General features: G+C 49.5%; 19 protein-coding genes. 3 read left to right on the forward strand and 16 right to left on the reverse strand.

Annotated elements, in window-relative coordinates:
* Positions 1–77: 77 nt before the first annotated feature.
* A complete protein-coding gene (locus G5B47_RS09885; RefSeq protein WP_165097367.1) occupies positions 78–296 on the reverse strand; it encodes a hypothetical protein in 219 nt (72 codons plus the stop codon).
* Between the two features lie 312 nt (positions 297–608).
* The gene (locus G5B47_RS09890) at positions 609–1,319 is read right to left on the reverse strand and encodes an SDR family oxidoreductase (RefSeq protein ID WP_025333605.1); all 711 of its coding nucleotides are present in this window, start codon (positions 1,317–1,319) and stop codon (positions 609–611) included.
* Between the two features lie 208 nt (positions 1,320–1,527).
* Between G5B47_RS09890 and G5B47_RS09895 the strand changes: the two genes are divergently transcribed.
* Positions 1,528–2,124 carry a TetR/AcrR family transcriptional regulator gene (locus tag G5B47_RS09895; protein ID WP_165097369.1) on the forward strand — a complete coding sequence of 199 codons (597 nt, stop codon included), beginning with the start codon at positions 1,528–1,530 and terminating at the stop codon, positions 2,122–2,124.
* Positions 2,125–2,213: 89 nt separating this feature from the next.
* On the opposite strand, the gene G5B47_RS09900 is transcribed toward G5B47_RS09895, so the two are convergent.
* Together G5B47_RS09900 and G5B47_RS09905 are read right to left on the reverse strand one after the other, a co-directional pair.
* Positions 2,214–2,417: a hypothetical protein gene (locus tag G5B47_RS09900; protein ID WP_165096738.1), complete on the reverse strand. Its 204-nt coding sequence runs from the start codon at positions 2,415–2,417 to the stop codon at positions 2,214–2,216.
* A gap of 205 nt (positions 2,418–2,622) precedes the next feature.
* The gene (locus G5B47_RS09905) at positions 2,623–3,558 is read right to left on the reverse strand and encodes an oxidoreductase (RefSeq protein ID WP_165097371.1); all 936 of its coding nucleotides are present in this window, start codon (positions 3,556–3,558) and stop codon (positions 2,623–2,625) included.
* A gap of 154 nt (positions 3,559–3,712) precedes the next feature.
* Between G5B47_RS09905 and G5B47_RS09910 the strand changes: the two genes are divergently transcribed.
* A complete protein-coding gene (locus G5B47_RS09910; RefSeq protein ID WP_165097373.1) occupies positions 3,713–4,123 on the forward strand; it encodes a MerR family transcriptional regulator in 411 nt (136 codons plus the stop codon).
* A gap of 292 nt (positions 4,124–4,415) precedes the next feature.
* On the opposite strand, the gene G5B47_RS09915 is transcribed toward G5B47_RS09910, so the two are convergent.
* The 11 genes from G5B47_RS09915 to G5B47_RS09965 form a co-directional block, all read right to left on the reverse strand.
* Entirely contained in the window at positions 4,416–5,726 is a 1,311-nt protein-coding gene (locus tag G5B47_RS09915; RefSeq protein ID WP_165097561.1) for an MFS transporter, read from the reverse strand.
* A gap of 132 nt (positions 5,727–5,858) precedes the next feature.
* Complete coding sequence (locus G5B47_RS25855) at positions 5,859–7,028, reverse strand: winged helix-turn-helix domain-containing protein (protein ID WP_165097375.1); 1,170 nt, start codon at positions 7,026–7,028, stop codon at positions 5,859–5,861.
* 224 nt (positions 7,029–7,252) lie between these two features.
* Positions 7,253–7,792 (reverse strand): NADPH-dependent FMN reductase, encoded by a 540-nt coding sequence (locus tag G5B47_RS09925; RefSeq protein WP_025333596.1) that lies wholly within the window; start codon positions 7,790–7,792, stop codon positions 7,253–7,255.
* 48 nt (positions 7,793–7,840) lie between these two features.
* Positions 7,841–9,001: an SGNH/GDSL hydrolase family protein gene (locus G5B47_RS09930; RefSeq protein ID WP_165097377.1), complete on the reverse strand. Its 1,161-nt coding sequence runs from the start codon at positions 8,999–9,001 to the stop codon at positions 7,841–7,843.
* A gap of 31 nt (positions 9,002–9,032) precedes the next feature.
* Positions 9,033–9,794 carry an SDR family NAD(P)-dependent oxidoreductase gene (locus G5B47_RS09935; RefSeq protein ID WP_165097379.1) on the reverse strand — a complete coding sequence of 254 codons (762 nt, stop codon included), beginning with the start codon at positions 9,792–9,794 and terminating at the stop codon, positions 9,033–9,035.
* Positions 9,795–9,817: 23 nt separating this feature from the next.
* Positions 9,818–10,783 carry an NADP-dependent oxidoreductase gene (locus G5B47_RS09940; RefSeq protein ID WP_165097381.1) on the reverse strand — a complete coding sequence of 322 codons (966 nt, stop codon included), beginning with the start codon at positions 10,781–10,783 and terminating at the stop codon, positions 9,818–9,820.
* Positions 10,784–10,840: 57 nt separating this feature from the next.
* The gene (locus G5B47_RS09945; protein WP_025333592.1) at positions 10,841–11,242 is read right to left on the reverse strand and encodes a DoxX family protein; all 402 of its coding nucleotides are present in this window, start codon (positions 11,240–11,242) and stop codon (positions 10,841–10,843) included.
* Between the two features lie 71 nt (positions 11,243–11,313).
* Complete coding sequence (locus G5B47_RS09950; protein WP_025333591.1) at positions 11,314–12,096, reverse strand: pirin family protein; 783 nt, start codon at positions 12,094–12,096, stop codon at positions 11,314–11,316.
* A gap of 42 nt (positions 12,097–12,138) precedes the next feature.
* Positions 12,139–12,591, reverse strand: a complete 453-nt coding sequence (locus G5B47_RS09955; protein WP_025333590.1) for a MarR family winged helix-turn-helix transcriptional regulator — start codon at positions 12,589–12,591, stop codon at positions 12,139–12,141.
* Positions 12,592–12,864: 273 nt separating this feature from the next.
* Positions 12,865–13,572 carry a YjgB family protein gene (locus G5B47_RS09960; protein WP_165097383.1) on the reverse strand — a complete coding sequence of 236 codons (708 nt, stop codon included), beginning with the start codon at positions 13,570–13,572 and terminating at the stop codon, positions 12,865–12,867.
* A 146-nt stretch (positions 13,573–13,718) separates the two neighbouring features.
* Positions 13,719–13,922, reverse strand: coding sequence for a hypothetical protein (locus G5B47_RS09965; protein WP_165097385.1), 204 nt, complete (start codon positions 13,920–13,922; stop codon positions 13,719–13,721).
* Positions 13,923–14,026: 104 nt separating this feature from the next.
* On the opposite strand from G5B47_RS09965, the gene G5B47_RS09970 reads away from it, so the two are divergent.
* Entirely contained in the window at positions 14,027–14,455 is a 429-nt protein-coding gene (locus G5B47_RS09970; protein WP_025333588.1) for a PH domain-containing protein, read from the forward strand.
* A 28-nt stretch (positions 14,456–14,483) separates the two neighbouring features.
* Here the strand turns inward: G5B47_RS09970 and G5B47_RS09975 are convergent, their stop codons facing one another.
* The gene (locus G5B47_RS09975; protein WP_165097387.1) at positions 14,484–15,071 is read right to left on the reverse strand and encodes a histidine phosphatase family protein; all 588 of its coding nucleotides are present in this window, start codon (positions 15,069–15,071) and stop codon (positions 14,484–14,486) included.
* Positions 15,072–15,480 lie beyond the last annotated feature (409 nt).

The following is a 15,480-nucleotide window of genomic DNA, read 5'->3' on the forward strand; positions in this document are numbered from 1 at the left end:
CACATGATGCATTTGACCCTTTAAGTGTATGTTAAACCCAGAAACTGGTTTGGACTATTCCCCAATAGCTGCCCGATTTATTTATAATCATTCTGTGAACCGGCACTGAAGCTTGCGGCCGCTCGGCGTTCTTCCTCCTTCTCCCCGGGCCAGAGCAGACGTCCAAGGAGCATACCCAATCCGCCGACAAGCGTAATGACGAGCCCGAGACTAGCGAATATCTGCCGGGGACCGGCCCAATCGATCATGACGCCGCCGAGCACCGGAGCCCCGATCATTACGGCGCTCTGGACCATGCTCAGTATAGAACCGCTGACTAAAAGGAGAGCTGATCATGAATCGAATAAGATAGCTGTCGATTTTCGTGTTACCGTTCCTGTTTCTTATCGTGATACCTAGGTAAATAACATCTTTAGTCTCACTGTATTTAAAGTTATACCGTTAACAAAAATCTACCTTTGCATTAATCTGCTTATGAAGAGATTATCCAATATTAATTCTTGCCTAGCCCTGTTTACCATCACTTGTGGTACGGTTCTCCGCGCTGTCTATAACGGCAAGTTTTATTTATAATTATTTTTCCATTGACTCCCCTACTCGTCAGGGGATTATAAGGATTGTAATGTCGGTCTAAGCAAAATCTCATTAACTCCTGTATCCTCAGGTTCATTAATTGCATAGGCAATCGCTCTAGCCACAGCAGCTGGTGAAAGGCTTGGATACTCTGCATAATCAGCAAGAACACCCGTCGCTGTCATTCCTGGAGAGATAATGGTTGATCGGATATTTGATTCCGGTGATTCCTCCTGCCGCAACCCTTCCGAAATCGCGCGAACTGCCGACTTAGTGGCACTGTATACTGTGGTGGTTGGAATCACCTTATGGCCCATAACCGAAGAAATGTTTATAATATGTCCCGATTTCTGTTCACGCATTGTCGGCAGGACTGCGGCAATGGCATACAAAACGCCTTTGATATTTACATCAATCGCCTTATTCCACTCTTCAATCTTGAGCTCATTTAATAAGGATAGCTGCTGGTATCCGGCATTATTCACAAGAACATCAATCCGGCCATACTGCTCGATAGCAAACTGTGCCAGCCTTTTCATGTCTTCCGGCGAGCTTACCTCTGCCTCAATAAAGGCCGCTTCACCGCCCTCTTGCTTAATATCGTTTACGATCTCCTGCATAAGATTCGTTCTTCTTGCCGCCAATACTACCTTAGCCCCCTTTTGGGCTAATAGTCTTACCGTTGACTCTCCAATTCCGCTGGATGCGCCTGTAACAATGATCACCTTAGACTTTAAGTTTTCCACTTTTCTTCGCTCCTTAACAAGGAATTTAGTATACCCAACAGACAGATCAACATTAGTTAATTATTTAACTAGAGTTGATTAAATCACTGCCGTTGACTATAATTATAGAGCGATGAAAATCTAGTTCAATCGATAATACAGGTGTCTTTGTATGATATTCAACATATGATATGGAACTGTTCATTAACGGAATGGAGGTAAGTGAAGAATGGAGACTGCAGTCAAGACCGATAGACGAATCCTTCGGACCAAAGAAGCGATTAAAACAGCTTTTCTGAACCTGTTCCTTGAGAAAGAATTCGAACGAATCACGATTAATGATATTTCGGAACGAGCCAACATCAACCGGGGAACAGTGTATCTTCATTTTCTTGATAAATACGACCTGCTCGATAAATGCATAGATGATCAGTTGAACCAGATGAGCAGTTCATGCATACTGGCCCCGTTAAAGCGGGAAAAAGAAGAACTAGTAGGCGCACTCAGTGCCATATTTGCTTATTTGGAAGAGCATATTATTTTCTTCTCTGCCATGCTTGTTAATCAGAGAACTGTGATGTTCCGGGAGCGAATGCTGCGGGTGATTACTGAACTGATCCAAGAAAAGGTCGATATGCAGGGCATTAACCAGGATATGGATAAAGAAATGATTACTCATTTCACTGCCTCCGCCTTCGTAGGGTTAGTGGAATGGTGGATAGCCAACCGCATGCCGCATCCGCCACAAATTATGGCAGAACAGGTCTGGAAGCTGTTCGAACGTAATGATATTCAGCCTATATCTCAATTTCAGAGGGGGAGTTGAACTGCCCCTTCAGCCAAACAGCGTAATAAACTTTTCCGCAGTTCGTCATAAATCCACATCATATATGCGAAAAAACTCGCAGGAGTAGCCTAGTTACACCTTCCGTATGAAGCATGCCCACCCCAATCCATGGTCGACATGAAGGAAGTATAGACTGCTGCGAATTTTTCTCCATAAAACTTGCCGTTACTTATGATACGATTCACCGCGCTGTCAGTAGCGGCAAGTTTTGAAGAAAGGCCATCCGCTGGATGGCCTTTCCCTTCTTTTGGCAACATTTTTTGCTGTTCCAATAAACGCTATTCCTCTTCAATCCGGCTTACGTCAATGCGCTCGAACAAAAGCTCCACCTTTTGATCTTGTGAGTCGGCCGGAACCAAAGTTAATTGCCAGCTCGGTCTCCTTCGGTGGCTTATTCTATTCGCTATGCGACGAATTCGGCACACTTGATTGGGTCGTTGCTCTGCAACAAAAAATGGTATCTCCAAACGACTGCAACTATTCAATAAATTTGACTTTTGTCAACGTTTCAGATTCTTCCCAAAGCTTAGAAGCAACCCCAACATCCATTGCCTGCGGCGCAATTTTAGCTACCGTTGGATACCCTCTCATCTCATTCATTCTGGAGGGCCCGTAATATGTGCCTTCTGTTGCTTCTTTAGCTGTCGCGGCATAAAGTGACGGCCATGCTCCATGGGCTGCCGGCTGGAAAAAAACAGGTCCAAACAAACGCCGAACTAAACCCGCCGGGCTATTTTTTCCCGATCCATTGGGGATTAATTCTGTCCTTGAGATTCCCGGATGTGCAGCCATACTGCTTATCCCCCAGCCGGCTGCATCACTTCGCCGTTGCAGTTCAAGCGAGAACATCAGGCACGCGAGCTTTGACTGGGCATAGGCAACCATTGGTTTGTATTGGTGTTCCGATTGTAAATCATCGAAATGGATTACTCCTGAACGATGAGCTATACTGCTCAAAGTGACCACCCGAGGCTTGTTTGCTCTTAGCAGAAGGGGGAGCAATTGTGCTGTTAATGCAAAATGTCCAAGATAATTTGTACCCATCTGCAGTTCAAATCCATCTTTTGTAGTCCTGCGCTGAGGCGGATTCATTACCGCTGCATTGTTAATCAAGATATCCAAACTTTTGCGTTGCGCCCTCATTCGTTCGCCAAATGCTTTAACAGATTCAAGATCCGCCAGGTCAAGTTTTTCGAAACGTATAATTCCAGCAGGAATTCGTTTGTTGATCTTTTTTAAAGCCTCTTCACCCTTATCCTTGTTTCGACCTGCCATAATAACCTCGGCTCCTGCGCGAGTCATCTCCAATGCTGTTTCATAGCCAATTCCACCGGTTCCTGTAATAACAACCGCGACGCCTTTTTGTAAGGGAATATCAACTGCAGTCCAATCACGCTTCATATTTTCTGCCATCAGTAACTCTCCTTATCATTTCATTTGTGTAAAGCTTATAAATTGCATTAAGCACCTTGAACGTTCTTGGATTGTGCTTTAAACTCATGGTAGCACTTAGAGTTCAATCTAAGTCAAATGTGTTTGCCCACCATATTTTAAGGAGATTTTGGCCATGTATACCATTAATGAAGTTGCCACAGCCTGCAATATTTCCGCGCATACCATCCGTTTTTATGATAAAGAAGGACTTCTGCCCTTTATCACTCGAAACAGCACCAGAAACCGGCAGTTTAGTGAAGCCGATCTGGAAGTGATAAAGCTGATCTGCTGCCTTAAAAACTCGGGGATGCAAGTCAAGGAAATTAAGCAATATATTGATTTATGCATGCAAGGGGAAGAAACTGCTCCTGCAAGGAGAGAGTTGTTAATTGACCACCGTAAGGCAATCCTGAAGCAGATCGATGATTACAAAAAGAATTTGAATATTGTTGATTTAAAAATAGCCTTTTATGATTCTTATATCGCTGCTCCACATGCCGGCTATGATCCGATGAAATTCATGTTGGAAAATAAAAAATCATGATTTGCTCAACAAAAAAAGGAAAGAAGCAGGCAAACGCTTAGAGTTGTGTCTAAGTGTTTGCCTGCCCGACCGGAGTGTGACCTACCTGCTCCACCATCCCCATGTTGCAAGTACAGGCTCCTGCGAGTTTTTCTTCAAAAAACTTGCCCCTACTTATGATACGATTCACCGTATCACCATTAAACTATCCTGCTCCCTATTTCAAAGCCACTCGCTATTCTAGTATTTTCTTTTCTTGCAGCATTGCCAGCAGATGCATTACACCGCTTGCTCAGGGCCGGCAGCCGGAATTTCAAGCTTCCGCAGCTTTCCGGCCTTCCTTCCCCTCCGGCCACAGCAAGTGCCTTAGAAGCATTCCCGCCGCACCAATCAGCGTAATCACGAGGCCGAAGCCGGCGAAGATCCGCCGCGGACCCGCCAGATCAACCATTGCGCCGCCCAGCAGCGGAGCGGCAATCATCACGGCGCTCAGCACCATGCTCTGGATGCCGAACACCCGGCCTGTCATATGGGGCGGCGTTTCTTTTTGCAGGCAGTAATTGAAGGCGATCATGAACATCCCGTTTCCGGCGCCCAGCAGCAGACCCAGCAGCAGCACTGGAAGGGGGGAAACACCTGGCGGCAGCAGACCCAGCCCTCCGATGGCCGCGCCGATCAGCGCATAGCCTCCGCCCAGTCTGGAGCCATAGCCTGCGCTGCGCCCCGCCTTGTTCATGACGGCGATCGTCAGCACCGCTCCCGCCCCCGCCGCTGACACCAGCCAGCCGAGCAAATATTCCCTATCCGGAGCTAGAGCACGGAACAGACTGGCAAACTGGAAATCGACCATCTGGATCGATAAGGCGCCCAGCAGGCCGAACAGCATCGTATTCCGCAGCAGCCTGCTGCGGAAAATAAAGCTCCAGCCTTCCTTCCACATTGTCCGCGCCGAAAGCGGCTCTGTATTTATGGAAGCTTGGTCCCCTGCTTTTTTCCGTACATCCGTATCCGCACCTATGCTCCTATTTGCATCAGCGTTCTTTATGGACAGCAGCACATACGAAAACAGCCGCATGCAGGCATTCAGCGCTATGCACCAGGCGGGCGAAAGGGCTGCCAGAGCCAGTCCGCCCAGCAGGGGACCGGCGATTTTGGAGCCCTGCGTAACGAAGCCGTTAAGAGAAGCGGCTTGCAGCAGTTGGTCCTCCCGGACAATGCTCCGGGTGAGCGACTGCTGGGCCGGCACATTCAGCGCGGAAACTGCCGACCGCAGCGCAAGCAGCGGCAGCAGCCACAGCATGCCGGGAGCGAGCAGCACCGCTGCGGTCAGTACGGCGGTAAGCAGGTCGCACAGGCGCATCAGCTTCAGCTTGTTCAGACGGTCGGCGGCCAATCCCGCAACGGAGCCTAGCACAATGCCCGGCAGCGCCAGACTGACGGGAATCAGCGCCAGCATCAGCGGTCCGGCCTGCCAGCGGTAGCCGACCAGTACCTGGATTGCCAGGCTGTCGAACCAGTTGCCAAATTCTGCCGCAGCATAAGCGGTATATACACGCATGTAGATTTTGTTACTCAGCAGGCCGCGACGTAAGTGCGCCTTCTGTTCAGTCAAAGGGGCTTCCATTCTCACTCTTGTATTCCTCCATCCGGCTCTATCAGACTTTCATTACGCCGAGTATATCGCCGGATTGTCAGAGAAATATCAGAGAGCGGGCCGCTCCACCTGCATGATTGCACAGCATTGCAGCCCGCACTTTCAGCCTTGGCGCTCCGTCCTCAGACAGTCGTTCAGCGCCTCTTCGATCCGGCCCATGAGCCCGGGCAGTCCGCAGCGTTCCTGCTCTTCCGCAAATAATGCCTCGTATTTACGCAGCACCGCTTCCTCGCCCTTAAACGCAAACTGCCGGCAAAAATGAGCAATATGGTAAAGTCCAAACAACCGTATAGGCACGAATCCGGATAGATCGAGCACTCTCAGCCCCTCATCCAGCAGCGATTCGCCCATACGTCTTTCATTCTTCCTCAGCATCCAGAGCCCTTTTATGATGGTATAGCATCCGATTTCCCGCAAAAAAGGCTTCGTCTTAAGCAGGCCTTCAATCGCTTCTGCCATTCGTTGCATTTCCCCATCCGGTGTTCCTTTCATCAGGTGAACGAACATCTCGGCCGTAGATACGGGCGTTTCGAAATTTTCGTAGCCCGGCTCCGCAATAACCCTCCTGGTTAGTTTCAGCCGCTCCAGCGCCTTCTCCGGCGCTCCCGTCAGCGCGTACAGGTCCAGAATATTGAGGATTTCCAATTCACGGTGCTGGGACGGAGGCAGGAGTCCTGCCGCAAGCACCTGCTCGCAATAGTTCAGGCTATCCTTAGGCTCTCCCGTGATTATAAAGAACAGCAGCAACCAGTATGCGCGCTCGAAATCGGGTATATCTCCCCCGGTGAGCAGCCACTCCAAATCGCCCTGCACAAAACGCACGTAAGCAGAGTAGAACGGGTCCAACTCGTAGCCCAAAATATCCTGCTGCCGGGCAAGCGCCAGCATCGATTTCCCCTGTCCGTATTGGTGGTATTTGACGAATACCTCCCGCATCTTCTCCCGCAGCTCCACGTCCTGGACGGACGGGCTGGCGTCAATGCCCGGCGCCTGCTCCCGCACGGTCAGGCAGTATCCGAATCCCCGAACCGTACGGATTGTCAAGCCTTCAAACGGACCGAGCTTCTTGCGCAGCCGGTAGATATGATCGTCCACCGTGCGTTCCACCGGATATTCGAGCGGCCATACATTGTCCAGAAGCTGTTCCCGGCTGAACACCCGCCCCCGGTTGCGGTACAGGAACCGCAATAGAGCGAACTCCTTGGCGAATAATTCAACCGTTATATCCTCGGCGGATACTGTATGCCCATTTTCATTAAATTCCAGAACCATGCCGATCCTCCCACTCCCTGCCGGAACTCTTCCCGCTATTATAACAGGCCCTTACCAGGGGACTCCAGCTAAGAAGAAACACCTGACGGCATTCCCTAAAGAGGGGCAAGTAAAAAGATGACTCCCGATGAAGTTCAGGAGCCATCTTTTGACTGCATGACGTTATTTATTTCGGCTGTCCACATTGGAGCACAGTTCAAATCTGGCAGTGAGAGGGATTCATATTAGCGCAGCGTCTTCAACGCGCCGCTCCAGGCGAGCACTTGATCCAGCATGCCATTTACGTTCGTGAGGTGAAGATCGGCCGGCTTGAATGTCTGCCCGTTCTCGAAATCAGTGAAGAGGGATAAAGCCGGATGAATACGAACGTCCGCTACGGACAGTTCACCCAGAATGCCGCGCAGATGCTCAGCTGCACGGGCGCCGCCTACAGCGCCATAGCTTACTATTCCCGCCGCTTTATTGTTCCATGCTTCGCGTGCATAATCGAGGGCATTTTTGAGCGCACCCGTAATGCTGTGATTGTACTCCTGAACGATAAAGACGAAGCCGTCCAAGGAATCCAGCTTTTCATTCCAGGCAGCCGCCTGCGCTGCAGCATCGGCTTCTCCAAGCAATGGAAGCTTGTAATCGGCGATATCCACAATTTCATAATTGGCGTCGCCGCGCTGGTCGGCGATACGCTTTACCCATTCGCCTACTTGCGGACTCAAACGGCCTTGACGCGTACTTCCCAGAATAATTCCAATGTTTAATTTAGACATATGAATTCCTCCTCAAGAAATGAATGTATTTTTTAAAACATAATCAATTTATTTTCTGTCAGCCAAGAGCATATCGAGGTCCATCGCTTCAGCGATCCTCTTATTCCCGGCGTCACCCGGATGAAGGTGATCACCTGAATCAAACACCGGCAAAAAACGTGAAGGGTGATCCGGATCTCTCGATAAGGCATCGAGATCGAATACGGCATCGAACTCTCCGCTCCGAATCCATTCGTTTACCTGCTGGCGCAGCTTTTCCTTGACCTCCGTATAATACATTTGGAACGGCGGCAGCGTTCCGCCAATGATTCGGACATTGCGGGCATGAGCGCGTGCAATGAGTTGACGGTAGCCCGCAATAAGCGCATCAGCCGCAGGTAAAGATTCAGTCGGGGCGAAGGCCATGCCTGGCATGCCGATATCGTTGCTCCCTATAATCACAATCACGGTCTTCACATTCGGCTGATTCAGTACATCGCGGTCGAAACGGGCCAACACATTGATTCCCTTTACGTTGCTGAGCAAGCGCCCCCCCGATATTCCCGCATTGAGGACAGATACGTTTTGTGGTACAAGGCGATTGGCCAAGAAGTTCGGCCAACGCGTATTGGCATCGACGGTGGCTGAAGCCCCATCGGTAAGAGAGTCCCCTATCGCCACAACGGTGCCCGCATTCATCGGCGCATCAACGAATATTCTTTTTAAGTACATACTTGCGACAGTAGTGGTATCTGCATCAATGTCTATGTCTGATATATGGTTCCCATTTGCTATATAAGTCGTCTGGCGGGCATCCCAATGGAAGGTTGTTGGCTCTGTTTCTTCGGACAAAAATACACTGATACTCACACTGCTGAGCGGATCGATATCCAGTTCGACCGGATCGCTTAAAATCGTTGCTCCAATAGGAATCGCAATGGATCTTTTTCCGCTGAAGGCGAGCTTTCGGTTCGATCCTTGGACAATTTTCGAACCCGTTCCTGTCAGAGCGATAGCTGCCTCGCCGATGACCAGCGGCCGCTTGCCATATTCGTTGGACAGTTCAACCCTTACCCGCTGGCCACCAAGACTGATACGCGCAACCTGACGAATCGTCTGGTTGTTCAGCTTTTCAGGAAGATTCGTTAAGAATGGAAATTCGTCGCCCCAGATGGGCTCCGGACTTGCATACCAGCTTGCAATCCAATCCTCGCCTGCGTGTTTGCTCATATGTTTCACCTCCTCTGCAGTAACATATCAATCAGCGGGCGGTCTGACCGCCATCCAGCGTGAAGGTTTGCCCTGCTGCAAAGCTTGCTGCGGGAGAGGACAAGAAAACGACCATTTCCGCAATCTCTTCAGGTTGGGCCATTCGCGCCGCAGGGACATTTGCCAATACAACTTTCCGGGTTTCCGGATCATCCAGCCAGTTCTTAATCATAGGGGTTTCAGTGAGTCCGGGCGCTACCCCATTTACGCGAATCCCTTGCGAAGCATACTCGATACCCGCCGCTTTGGTCAGTCCTACCACACCATGTTTCGCAGCCACGTAAGGAGCCATGAACGGATCTGCGATGAGTCCCGCGATAGACGCCGTATTTACAATCGTACCGCCGCCTGATTTCAACATCATTTCAATCTCATATTTCATCATCAGGAATACACCCTTAAGATCGACTGCAATCGTTCTGTCAAAATCACTCTCATCCATCTCAATAAAAGGTTTGGACGGCGGCAGGACTCCGGCGTTATTAAATGCGTGATCCAGGCGGCCGAACCGATTGACCGTTTGTTCAACCAAAGCCGCGGCTTGCTCCTTATTCGATACATCTGTTTTGTAAAAAACAGCCTCTCCCCCTGCTTCTTTAATCAGCTTGACCGTTTCATTGCTTCTTTCATCTACATCACCGATGGCTATCGCCGCCCCGCGTTTCGCGAATGCAAGCGCCGCGGCGCGTCCGATTCCGGTTGCGGCTCCGGTAATGAGCACCACTTTGTTCTCAAAGTCCCGTAAAGTTGTCATGCCTGAATCCTCCTTGGAAAAAATTAATTGACTCCGTCAACGATAATTAATACTCTTCCGCTAACTTTTCCGTCATCAAATTTCTGATGGACTTCCGCTATTTCGCTAAGACCTGTTCTTTCCGTAATAATCGGCTTCAGTACCCCTGCATCGAGTAATTCAGCGATTTGGGTTAATTTCTCCGCATCAGGGTGAGAGTTTAATCGAACGGCTTTTACTCCCAGTTCTTTCGCCATGTTCTCATCAGCTGGAGAAACGGCGGATATGAACGTTCCACCTTCATTTAGCAGCTGCAGAAGGCTGTTTAATTCCTCTTTACCGGCAGGCGAGAGATTGAAGATCACGTCTACCTTGCTTTTCAATGCTTCAGCAACGGACTGTTTTTTATAATCAATGATTTCATCGATGCCCAGTTGTTCAAGTAAGGAAAAGCCTTTTTCAGACGCCGTACCAATGACGTAAGCACCTTTCCACTTCGCCAATTGCACGGCTAACGTTCCCACACCCCCTGCGGCGGCCGTAATAAGCACCCGCTGACCGGACTGCAGATTCCCGTAGTCGAATAAGGCTTGCCAGGCAGTTAACGCTACGCTTGGTACTGCGGCCGATTCGTGCAAGTCAAATGTCTTGGGTGCATGAGCGATATGAACAGCTTTGCTGACGACGTACTCTGCGGCGGCACCATTCCTTGTCACATCAAGATAAGCGAAAACATTGTCTCCTTCCCGAAACGTTGTAACGGAGTCGCCTACTTTCACAACAGTGCCTGAGACATTTACAGAGGGCGTAAAAGGTAGCTCGATCGGTAGAAACGCCTGAAATGCCCCCGAACGCAATTTTGCATCGAACGGATTAAATGAGGTGGCGGCAACTTTAATCAGCACTTCATCCTCGGTTACTTCCGGAACGGGTGCATCCTCATACCGGATAACATCCGCTCCTCCATATTGGTGAAATCTCGCTGCTTTCATGAATGGATTTGTCGTCATAATAACAACCTCTTTCTTATAGTGGATTTGTACTCACCGATTCGAGATCATTCTCAATTAAATATTCAATACCGCATCCAGCGAATATGCCCCTGCACCGATCAAAGCAATTCCGATGGCTACCGCGATCAAGACAGCGTTATATTCATAGCCATTGGCGGTTACCCACAATCCGTTCTTGCCATGCACCTTAACGATGGCGCCGAGCATGGTCAGCGTAATAAACAAGGCGGCAAGCGGAGTGAATAGTCCGAGAGCAAAAAGAACACCTCCGAGCAGCTCGAGCAGTCCCGCCAGCACTGCCATGAATACGCCCGGTTTAATCCCGATTGAATCCATCCAGCCCCCCGTTCCTTTCGGGCCATAACCACCGAACCAGCCAAACAGCTTTTGAGCGCCATGCCCGATGAACAACAGTCCCACTACCAAACGAACCAACAGTAATCCCAATGCTACCATTTAAATCATCTCCTAATTGTTTTGGTTTAAAAAATCTTTATTTAAAGATATTTGACAAAAATCGATAGAAATCACTTTCTTTTAGGGTAAAGAGGATAACTCACCTTGGAAGGAACCTTGATGAAAATCAGACGCAGCGCGTCTTGATCAGACGAGTTCATTATTTCTACCTCCGTATCGGCTTCCACGGCTTTAATGATGAAATCTTTATGCCGAAAAGGCACAGGCTCCTTCGATGCTCCTGACTCTCCCCATGTTCCTTGCCCGCGAATGGCTAAAGCCGTTAAAGTATAGCCAGCAGGTACTTTTTGTACATACCGGGCACCACCGCCTATTTCAACATCCCACATTTCGCTGTCTGTGACCAATTGAACGGGAGCGCCGGGACCAATAACCGTCTTTACGGTAAATCCGGCTTCGCTCGTTTCCTGCGGAAAATCTTCATGCGCATACTGCCGGTAAGTTGGCGTTCTCCGAAACGCTTCCGTCAAATCCGGCTCGAACCATATTTGAAAAAGCTCCGAATCTGCACTAAGCCTTTCTTGATGACTTACGCCCGAGCCTGTTTGCATGACCTGGGCCCCGCCTGCGCCCACTGTGCTGTCCGTACCTAAGGTATCCCCGTGAAAGGCATTGCCCTCCACTACATATGTCAAAATCTCAAAACCTTGATGGGGGTGCAGACCGATCTTGGCTTCGGTGCTTGAAGTGGCCCATGCCCAATAAAATAAGGGGCCCACCCGATTGATCACCGATCCTTCGCCCGAAAAGCCAATCGGCTTTTGTTCTTTGATTTTCCCGCCGTCAAATTCGCCCTTTCCCTGCAAAGCAGGGGTATACACCATCGTTTGCATAATGCACAGCCTCCTAATTGGATTTTCAAACTATAGAAGCGGTTAGCCTAAACCTTTCGCCTGTTTCCCCAATTTCTTAAGCAGTACAATCGCTTCCTGCTGTTCATCCTGGGAAATCCCCTCCATTAGTGAATGGATTTTATCGGCATGTTCGGGAAAGATCCGATTAAACAAATCATTTCCGGCGTCCGTGATTTCAGCATAGATCACTCTCCGGTCTTCATGGGATGGCACGCGTCTTAACAGATTTTTCTTCTCCAGCTTGTCGATATTGTAGGTAATACTTCCGCTTGTGATTAAAATCTTTTCTCCAATCTGCTGCATGGGAATTTTCCCCTTGGCATACAGCACTTCGAGAATCGCAAATTCGGAAGGTGACAATCCGTACTGCCTGACATCCTTTATAGCTTGATCCGAAATCGCTCTGTAAGCCTTGGATAGAACAACAAACAGCTTAAGGGAAGTCGCTTGAGCGTCGTCCAATTGATTGGGCATTGAATCACCTCCTGCATATATCTTTGACCCAAACATCTTCGTTTATAATTTCTTTAATCCAAATGTCTTTGATTTAAGATAAATATACAGCGTAAATCCGTTACTGTCAACAACAAAAAAATCATAACGCGTGTCTGCGCTTCAACCCGGCTAACTTAGCTTCGAAACTTACTCCAAATACTTGTCCATGCACTCGCAAAAAAAACAGCCAGGCGGGAAGTCCCTCCTGACTGCTCTTAAGCGCCTGAACCTGCGGCCATGCCGTCCTGCTTGCTACCCTGCCATATTATTAATGGAATCCTGCCCGGAGAAGACCGAAATGTGATCGACTTTACCGGTAGACTTCGGAATCACGAATTTCAACTGATACTGCGCGCCCGCATTGTAAATGTAGATGCTGTCGTTCCCGCTGGTCTTCACGTCATTCGGCTTGCCGAGCGTATCTTCAATCTGCTTCAGCGTCAGCTGCTGCAAATCGGCGGCGCTGGACCGAACATCAAAGATCAGACTGCCCTTGTTAAATCCGATCACCGCATGCTTGGAATTGTAAGTGGCGTAGATGCCCTTGCCCGCGCTTTCTTCCTTGTCCGGTTCGCCCCAGGCTTTCTTCACATCGTCGATGAGATCCGTATGCGCGGCGAACGGAATGCCCGGCGCTTTGCCTTGCTTGGCAAGCTCAAGCAGTTCTTTGAGCTGCGCGGCCGTTTGACCCGTACCGCCGCCAGGGACGGGCGATGCATCGGCTGATGGCGCGGCGGAAACGCCCGGACTGCCCGATGGGGCAGCGTCACTGGCCGCCGGAGAGGCGGCAGAAGTCGCCGGGGCTGACGATGCGGCGGGTGACGGCGCGGCGGCGGATGGCGACGGAGAGGCGGATGGCGACGGAGAAGCTTCTCCGCCACCTCCGGAGCTGCATGCGGCAAGGCTCAGCATTCCCGTAAGCATGATGCCTATCGTCATCATTTTTATGTGCGTGTTCATATGTGTCATCTCCCTGCTGATTGGACAGTCTTGGATCTGTTTCTATCCTTAACAGACGGCCACACATACGGAAAGGTTGCAGCAAGGGAACCCTGCCAAACCTCGGGAGACCTAATTTGCATATATCAGCTTACCAGCACCGGCACTTATTTTAAATGCCTCGCGGCCATCTCCAGAATAATTTCTTTTAAGACCTCCCGAAACTCAGCCGTATCCATGCCTAGATAATCCTTGCCTATTTCGGTATATTTCAGCAGTTCCTGCTTGCTCAGATACTCCGCCGGATTAAGGTCAAGCTCTTTCAAATAACTCGTCAGCGCCGTAAAAATGATAAATTCCTTTTGGTTCATACTCGTATTACCTCCATCTCAAAATTAGAATTTGCCTTACGGCATACAGGAAAAATCGTCCTGAGTATAGAATGATATAGAATTACACTTCAGGAGGAATTGAAATGGCCAATCTGTTTAGCGGGCTGCTGGGCAATTATTCCGAGGTTTCCGTTTCGGAGCTGACCGGACAATACGGCGCTTATCTGATGCCGGACGAGAAGATCCAGATGGGGTTCCGGCTGGTGCGGGATACATTTATCATTACGGACGAACGGCTGATTTTTATCGACCACCAAGGCGTGACCGGCAAAAAGACACGGGTCGCCTCCATCTCCCTTGAATCGATTTATGAAGTAACGATGGAGACCGGCGGTACCGGGTTTGACGACAGCGAAATCACAATCCATTATATCCAATCGCCATATTTCAAGACCAACAATCCGCAAATCGGTTCGTACAAATTCGAGTTCGGCAAAAAATTCAACGTCCAGCCGATCTACGTCGCTTTAATCACGCTGGCGCATCAGAACCACAAGCGTTTGAACAGTTAGTTTTTAGCCACCCCGCCGGGGCGGTTTTTTAATCGATGCCGGGCTGCTCCCCCCATAACCGCTCCACCATAACGAGCCTCTCCCCCGCAAACCCCAGCTTATATATATCCGGCTTGGTCGTCGACATCAGGAAATCGAATCCGCAAGACTTATCGTAATAGTTCATAATGATCGCCATAATGTTGCCGTGGGTACCGATTGCAATCTTGCTCCCCTCATGTTCCCGCAGCAGACGCTCCATAATCGGCATGGCGCGTTCTTCGGCTTCCTTGTTGCTTTCGCCCTCTTCAAGCTTATAATCCCTGTCTTCAAAAGAACGCCGGATCACAGCAAGCAGCTCCTCATCCCCACATTCCCTGCTTATCGTTCCGAACTCTCTTTCTCTCAGCTCTTCGTATAAAACAATCTCCTTCCCCGCCTCTTCCGCCAAAGGCTGCAGGGTTGCGACTGATCTCGCATAGGGACTGGATACAAAATGTGCAATATTCTCGCTCTTCAAAATCTCCTTCACTCTTAACGCATCTAATGTACCTTGCAGCGAAAGGCTGCGTTGTCGCTCCTGCCCGGGCTGATACGGTGAAACGGCATGTCTGATCATATAGATCCAGGTAGGCATTCCTGACAACTCCTTTTGTAATCCGGATATTTCTTCCAAGGTTATTCCGTTTACTACATTCGGCGGTTCGATCGGATTTCCTGCGGATCGCCTGCTTCTTCCTTCGCTTTCGGATCGTCCTATTCACTGTTCAGCACGCACGCTCACCCTATGAACCGGAAAATCTCCCGCTCATCCTCCCGTTTCAGCATCTTTCAGCCCGGTAAAATGGAGTTTCTCCAGCTTATTTTGCCGTTTTGGCCCACAGAAGTGAAAGTTGAGCAAATAAGACGGAGAAATTCCAGCTAATCTCCGAAAACAGCTGTAAAACAAGAAATAAGGTGGAACAATTCCCGTTCGTCGCAAGTTAACCCGGTCTAGGGTGCCCGATCTTGGTAGTCCGATCTTAAGTTCCAGTCTGGATAACTCT

Source organism: Paenibacillus apii (genome assembly GCF_011043685.1).
GTDB classification, from domain to species: Bacteria; Bacillota; Bacilli; order Paenibacillales; family Paenibacillaceae; genus Paenibacillus_AQ; species Paenibacillus_AQ sabinae.

What these genes read in the sequence shown, in the direction of transcription:
- G5B47_RS09935 (WP_165097379.1), bottom strand. Translation starts at nt 9,794, where the DNA reads ATGACAACTTTACGGGACTTTGAGAACAAAGTGGTGCTCATTACCGGA.
- G5B47_RS09950 (WP_025333591.1), bottom strand. Translation starts at nt 12,096, where the DNA reads ATGCAAACGATGGTGTATACCCCTGCTTTGCAGGGAAAGGGCGAATTT.
- G5B47_RS09885 (WP_165097367.1), bottom strand. Translation starts at nt 296, where the DNA reads ATGGTCCAGAGCGCCGTAATGATCGGGGCTCCGGTGCTCGGCGGCGTC.
- G5B47_RS09955 (WP_025333590.1), bottom strand. Translation starts at nt 12,591, where the DNA reads ATGCCCAATCAATTGGACGACGCTCAAGCGACTTCCCTTAAGCTGTTT.
- G5B47_RS09970 (WP_025333588.1), top strand. Translation starts at nt 14,027, where the DNA reads ATGGCCAATCTGTTTAGCGGGCTGCTGGGCAATTATTCCGAGGTTTCC.
- G5B47_RS09930 (WP_165097377.1), bottom strand. Translation starts at nt 9,001, where the DNA reads ATGAGCAAACACGCAGGCGAGGATTGGATTGCAAGCTGGTATGCAAGT.
- G5B47_RS09895 (WP_165097369.1), top strand. Translation starts at nt 1,528, where the DNA reads ATGGAGACTGCAGTCAAGACCGATAGACGAATCCTTCGGACCAAAGAA.
- G5B47_RS09925 (WP_025333596.1), bottom strand. Translation starts at nt 7,792, where the DNA reads ATGTCTAAATTAAACATTGGAATTATTCTGGGAAGTACGCGTCAAGGC.
- G5B47_RS09940 (WP_165097381.1), bottom strand. Translation starts at nt 10,783, where the DNA reads ATGACGACAAATCCATTCATGAAAGCAGCGAGATTTCACCAATATGGA.
- G5B47_RS09960 (WP_165097383.1), bottom strand. Translation starts at nt 13,572, where the DNA reads ATGAACACGCACATAAAAATGATGACGATAGGCATCATGCTTACGGGA.
- G5B47_RS09915 (WP_165097561.1), bottom strand. Translation starts at nt 5,726, where the DNA reads ATGGAAGCCCCTTTGACTGAACAGAAGGCGCACTTACGTCGCGGCCTG.
- G5B47_RS09945 (WP_025333592.1), bottom strand. Translation starts at nt 11,242, where the DNA reads ATGGTAGCATTGGGATTACTGTTGGTTCGTTTGGTAGTGGGACTGTTG.
- G5B47_RS09975 (WP_165097387.1), bottom strand. Translation starts at nt 15,071, where the DNA reads ATGCCTACCTGGATCTATATGATCAGACATGCCGTTTCACCGTATCAG.
- G5B47_RS09905 (WP_165097371.1), bottom strand. Translation starts at nt 3,558, where the DNA reads ATGGCAGAAAATATGAAGCGTGATTGGACTGCAGTTGATATTCCCTTA.
- G5B47_RS09965 (WP_165097385.1), bottom strand. Translation starts at nt 13,922, where the DNA reads ATGAACCAAAAGGAATTTATCATTTTTACGGCGCTGACGAGTTATTTG.
- G5B47_RS09910 (WP_165097373.1), top strand. Translation starts at nt 3,713, where the DNA reads ATGTATACCATTAATGAAGTTGCCACAGCCTGCAATATTTCCGCGCAT.
- G5B47_RS25855 (WP_165097375.1), bottom strand. Translation starts at nt 7,028, where the DNA reads ATGGTTCTGGAATTTAATGAAAATGGGCATACAGTATCCGCCGAGGAT.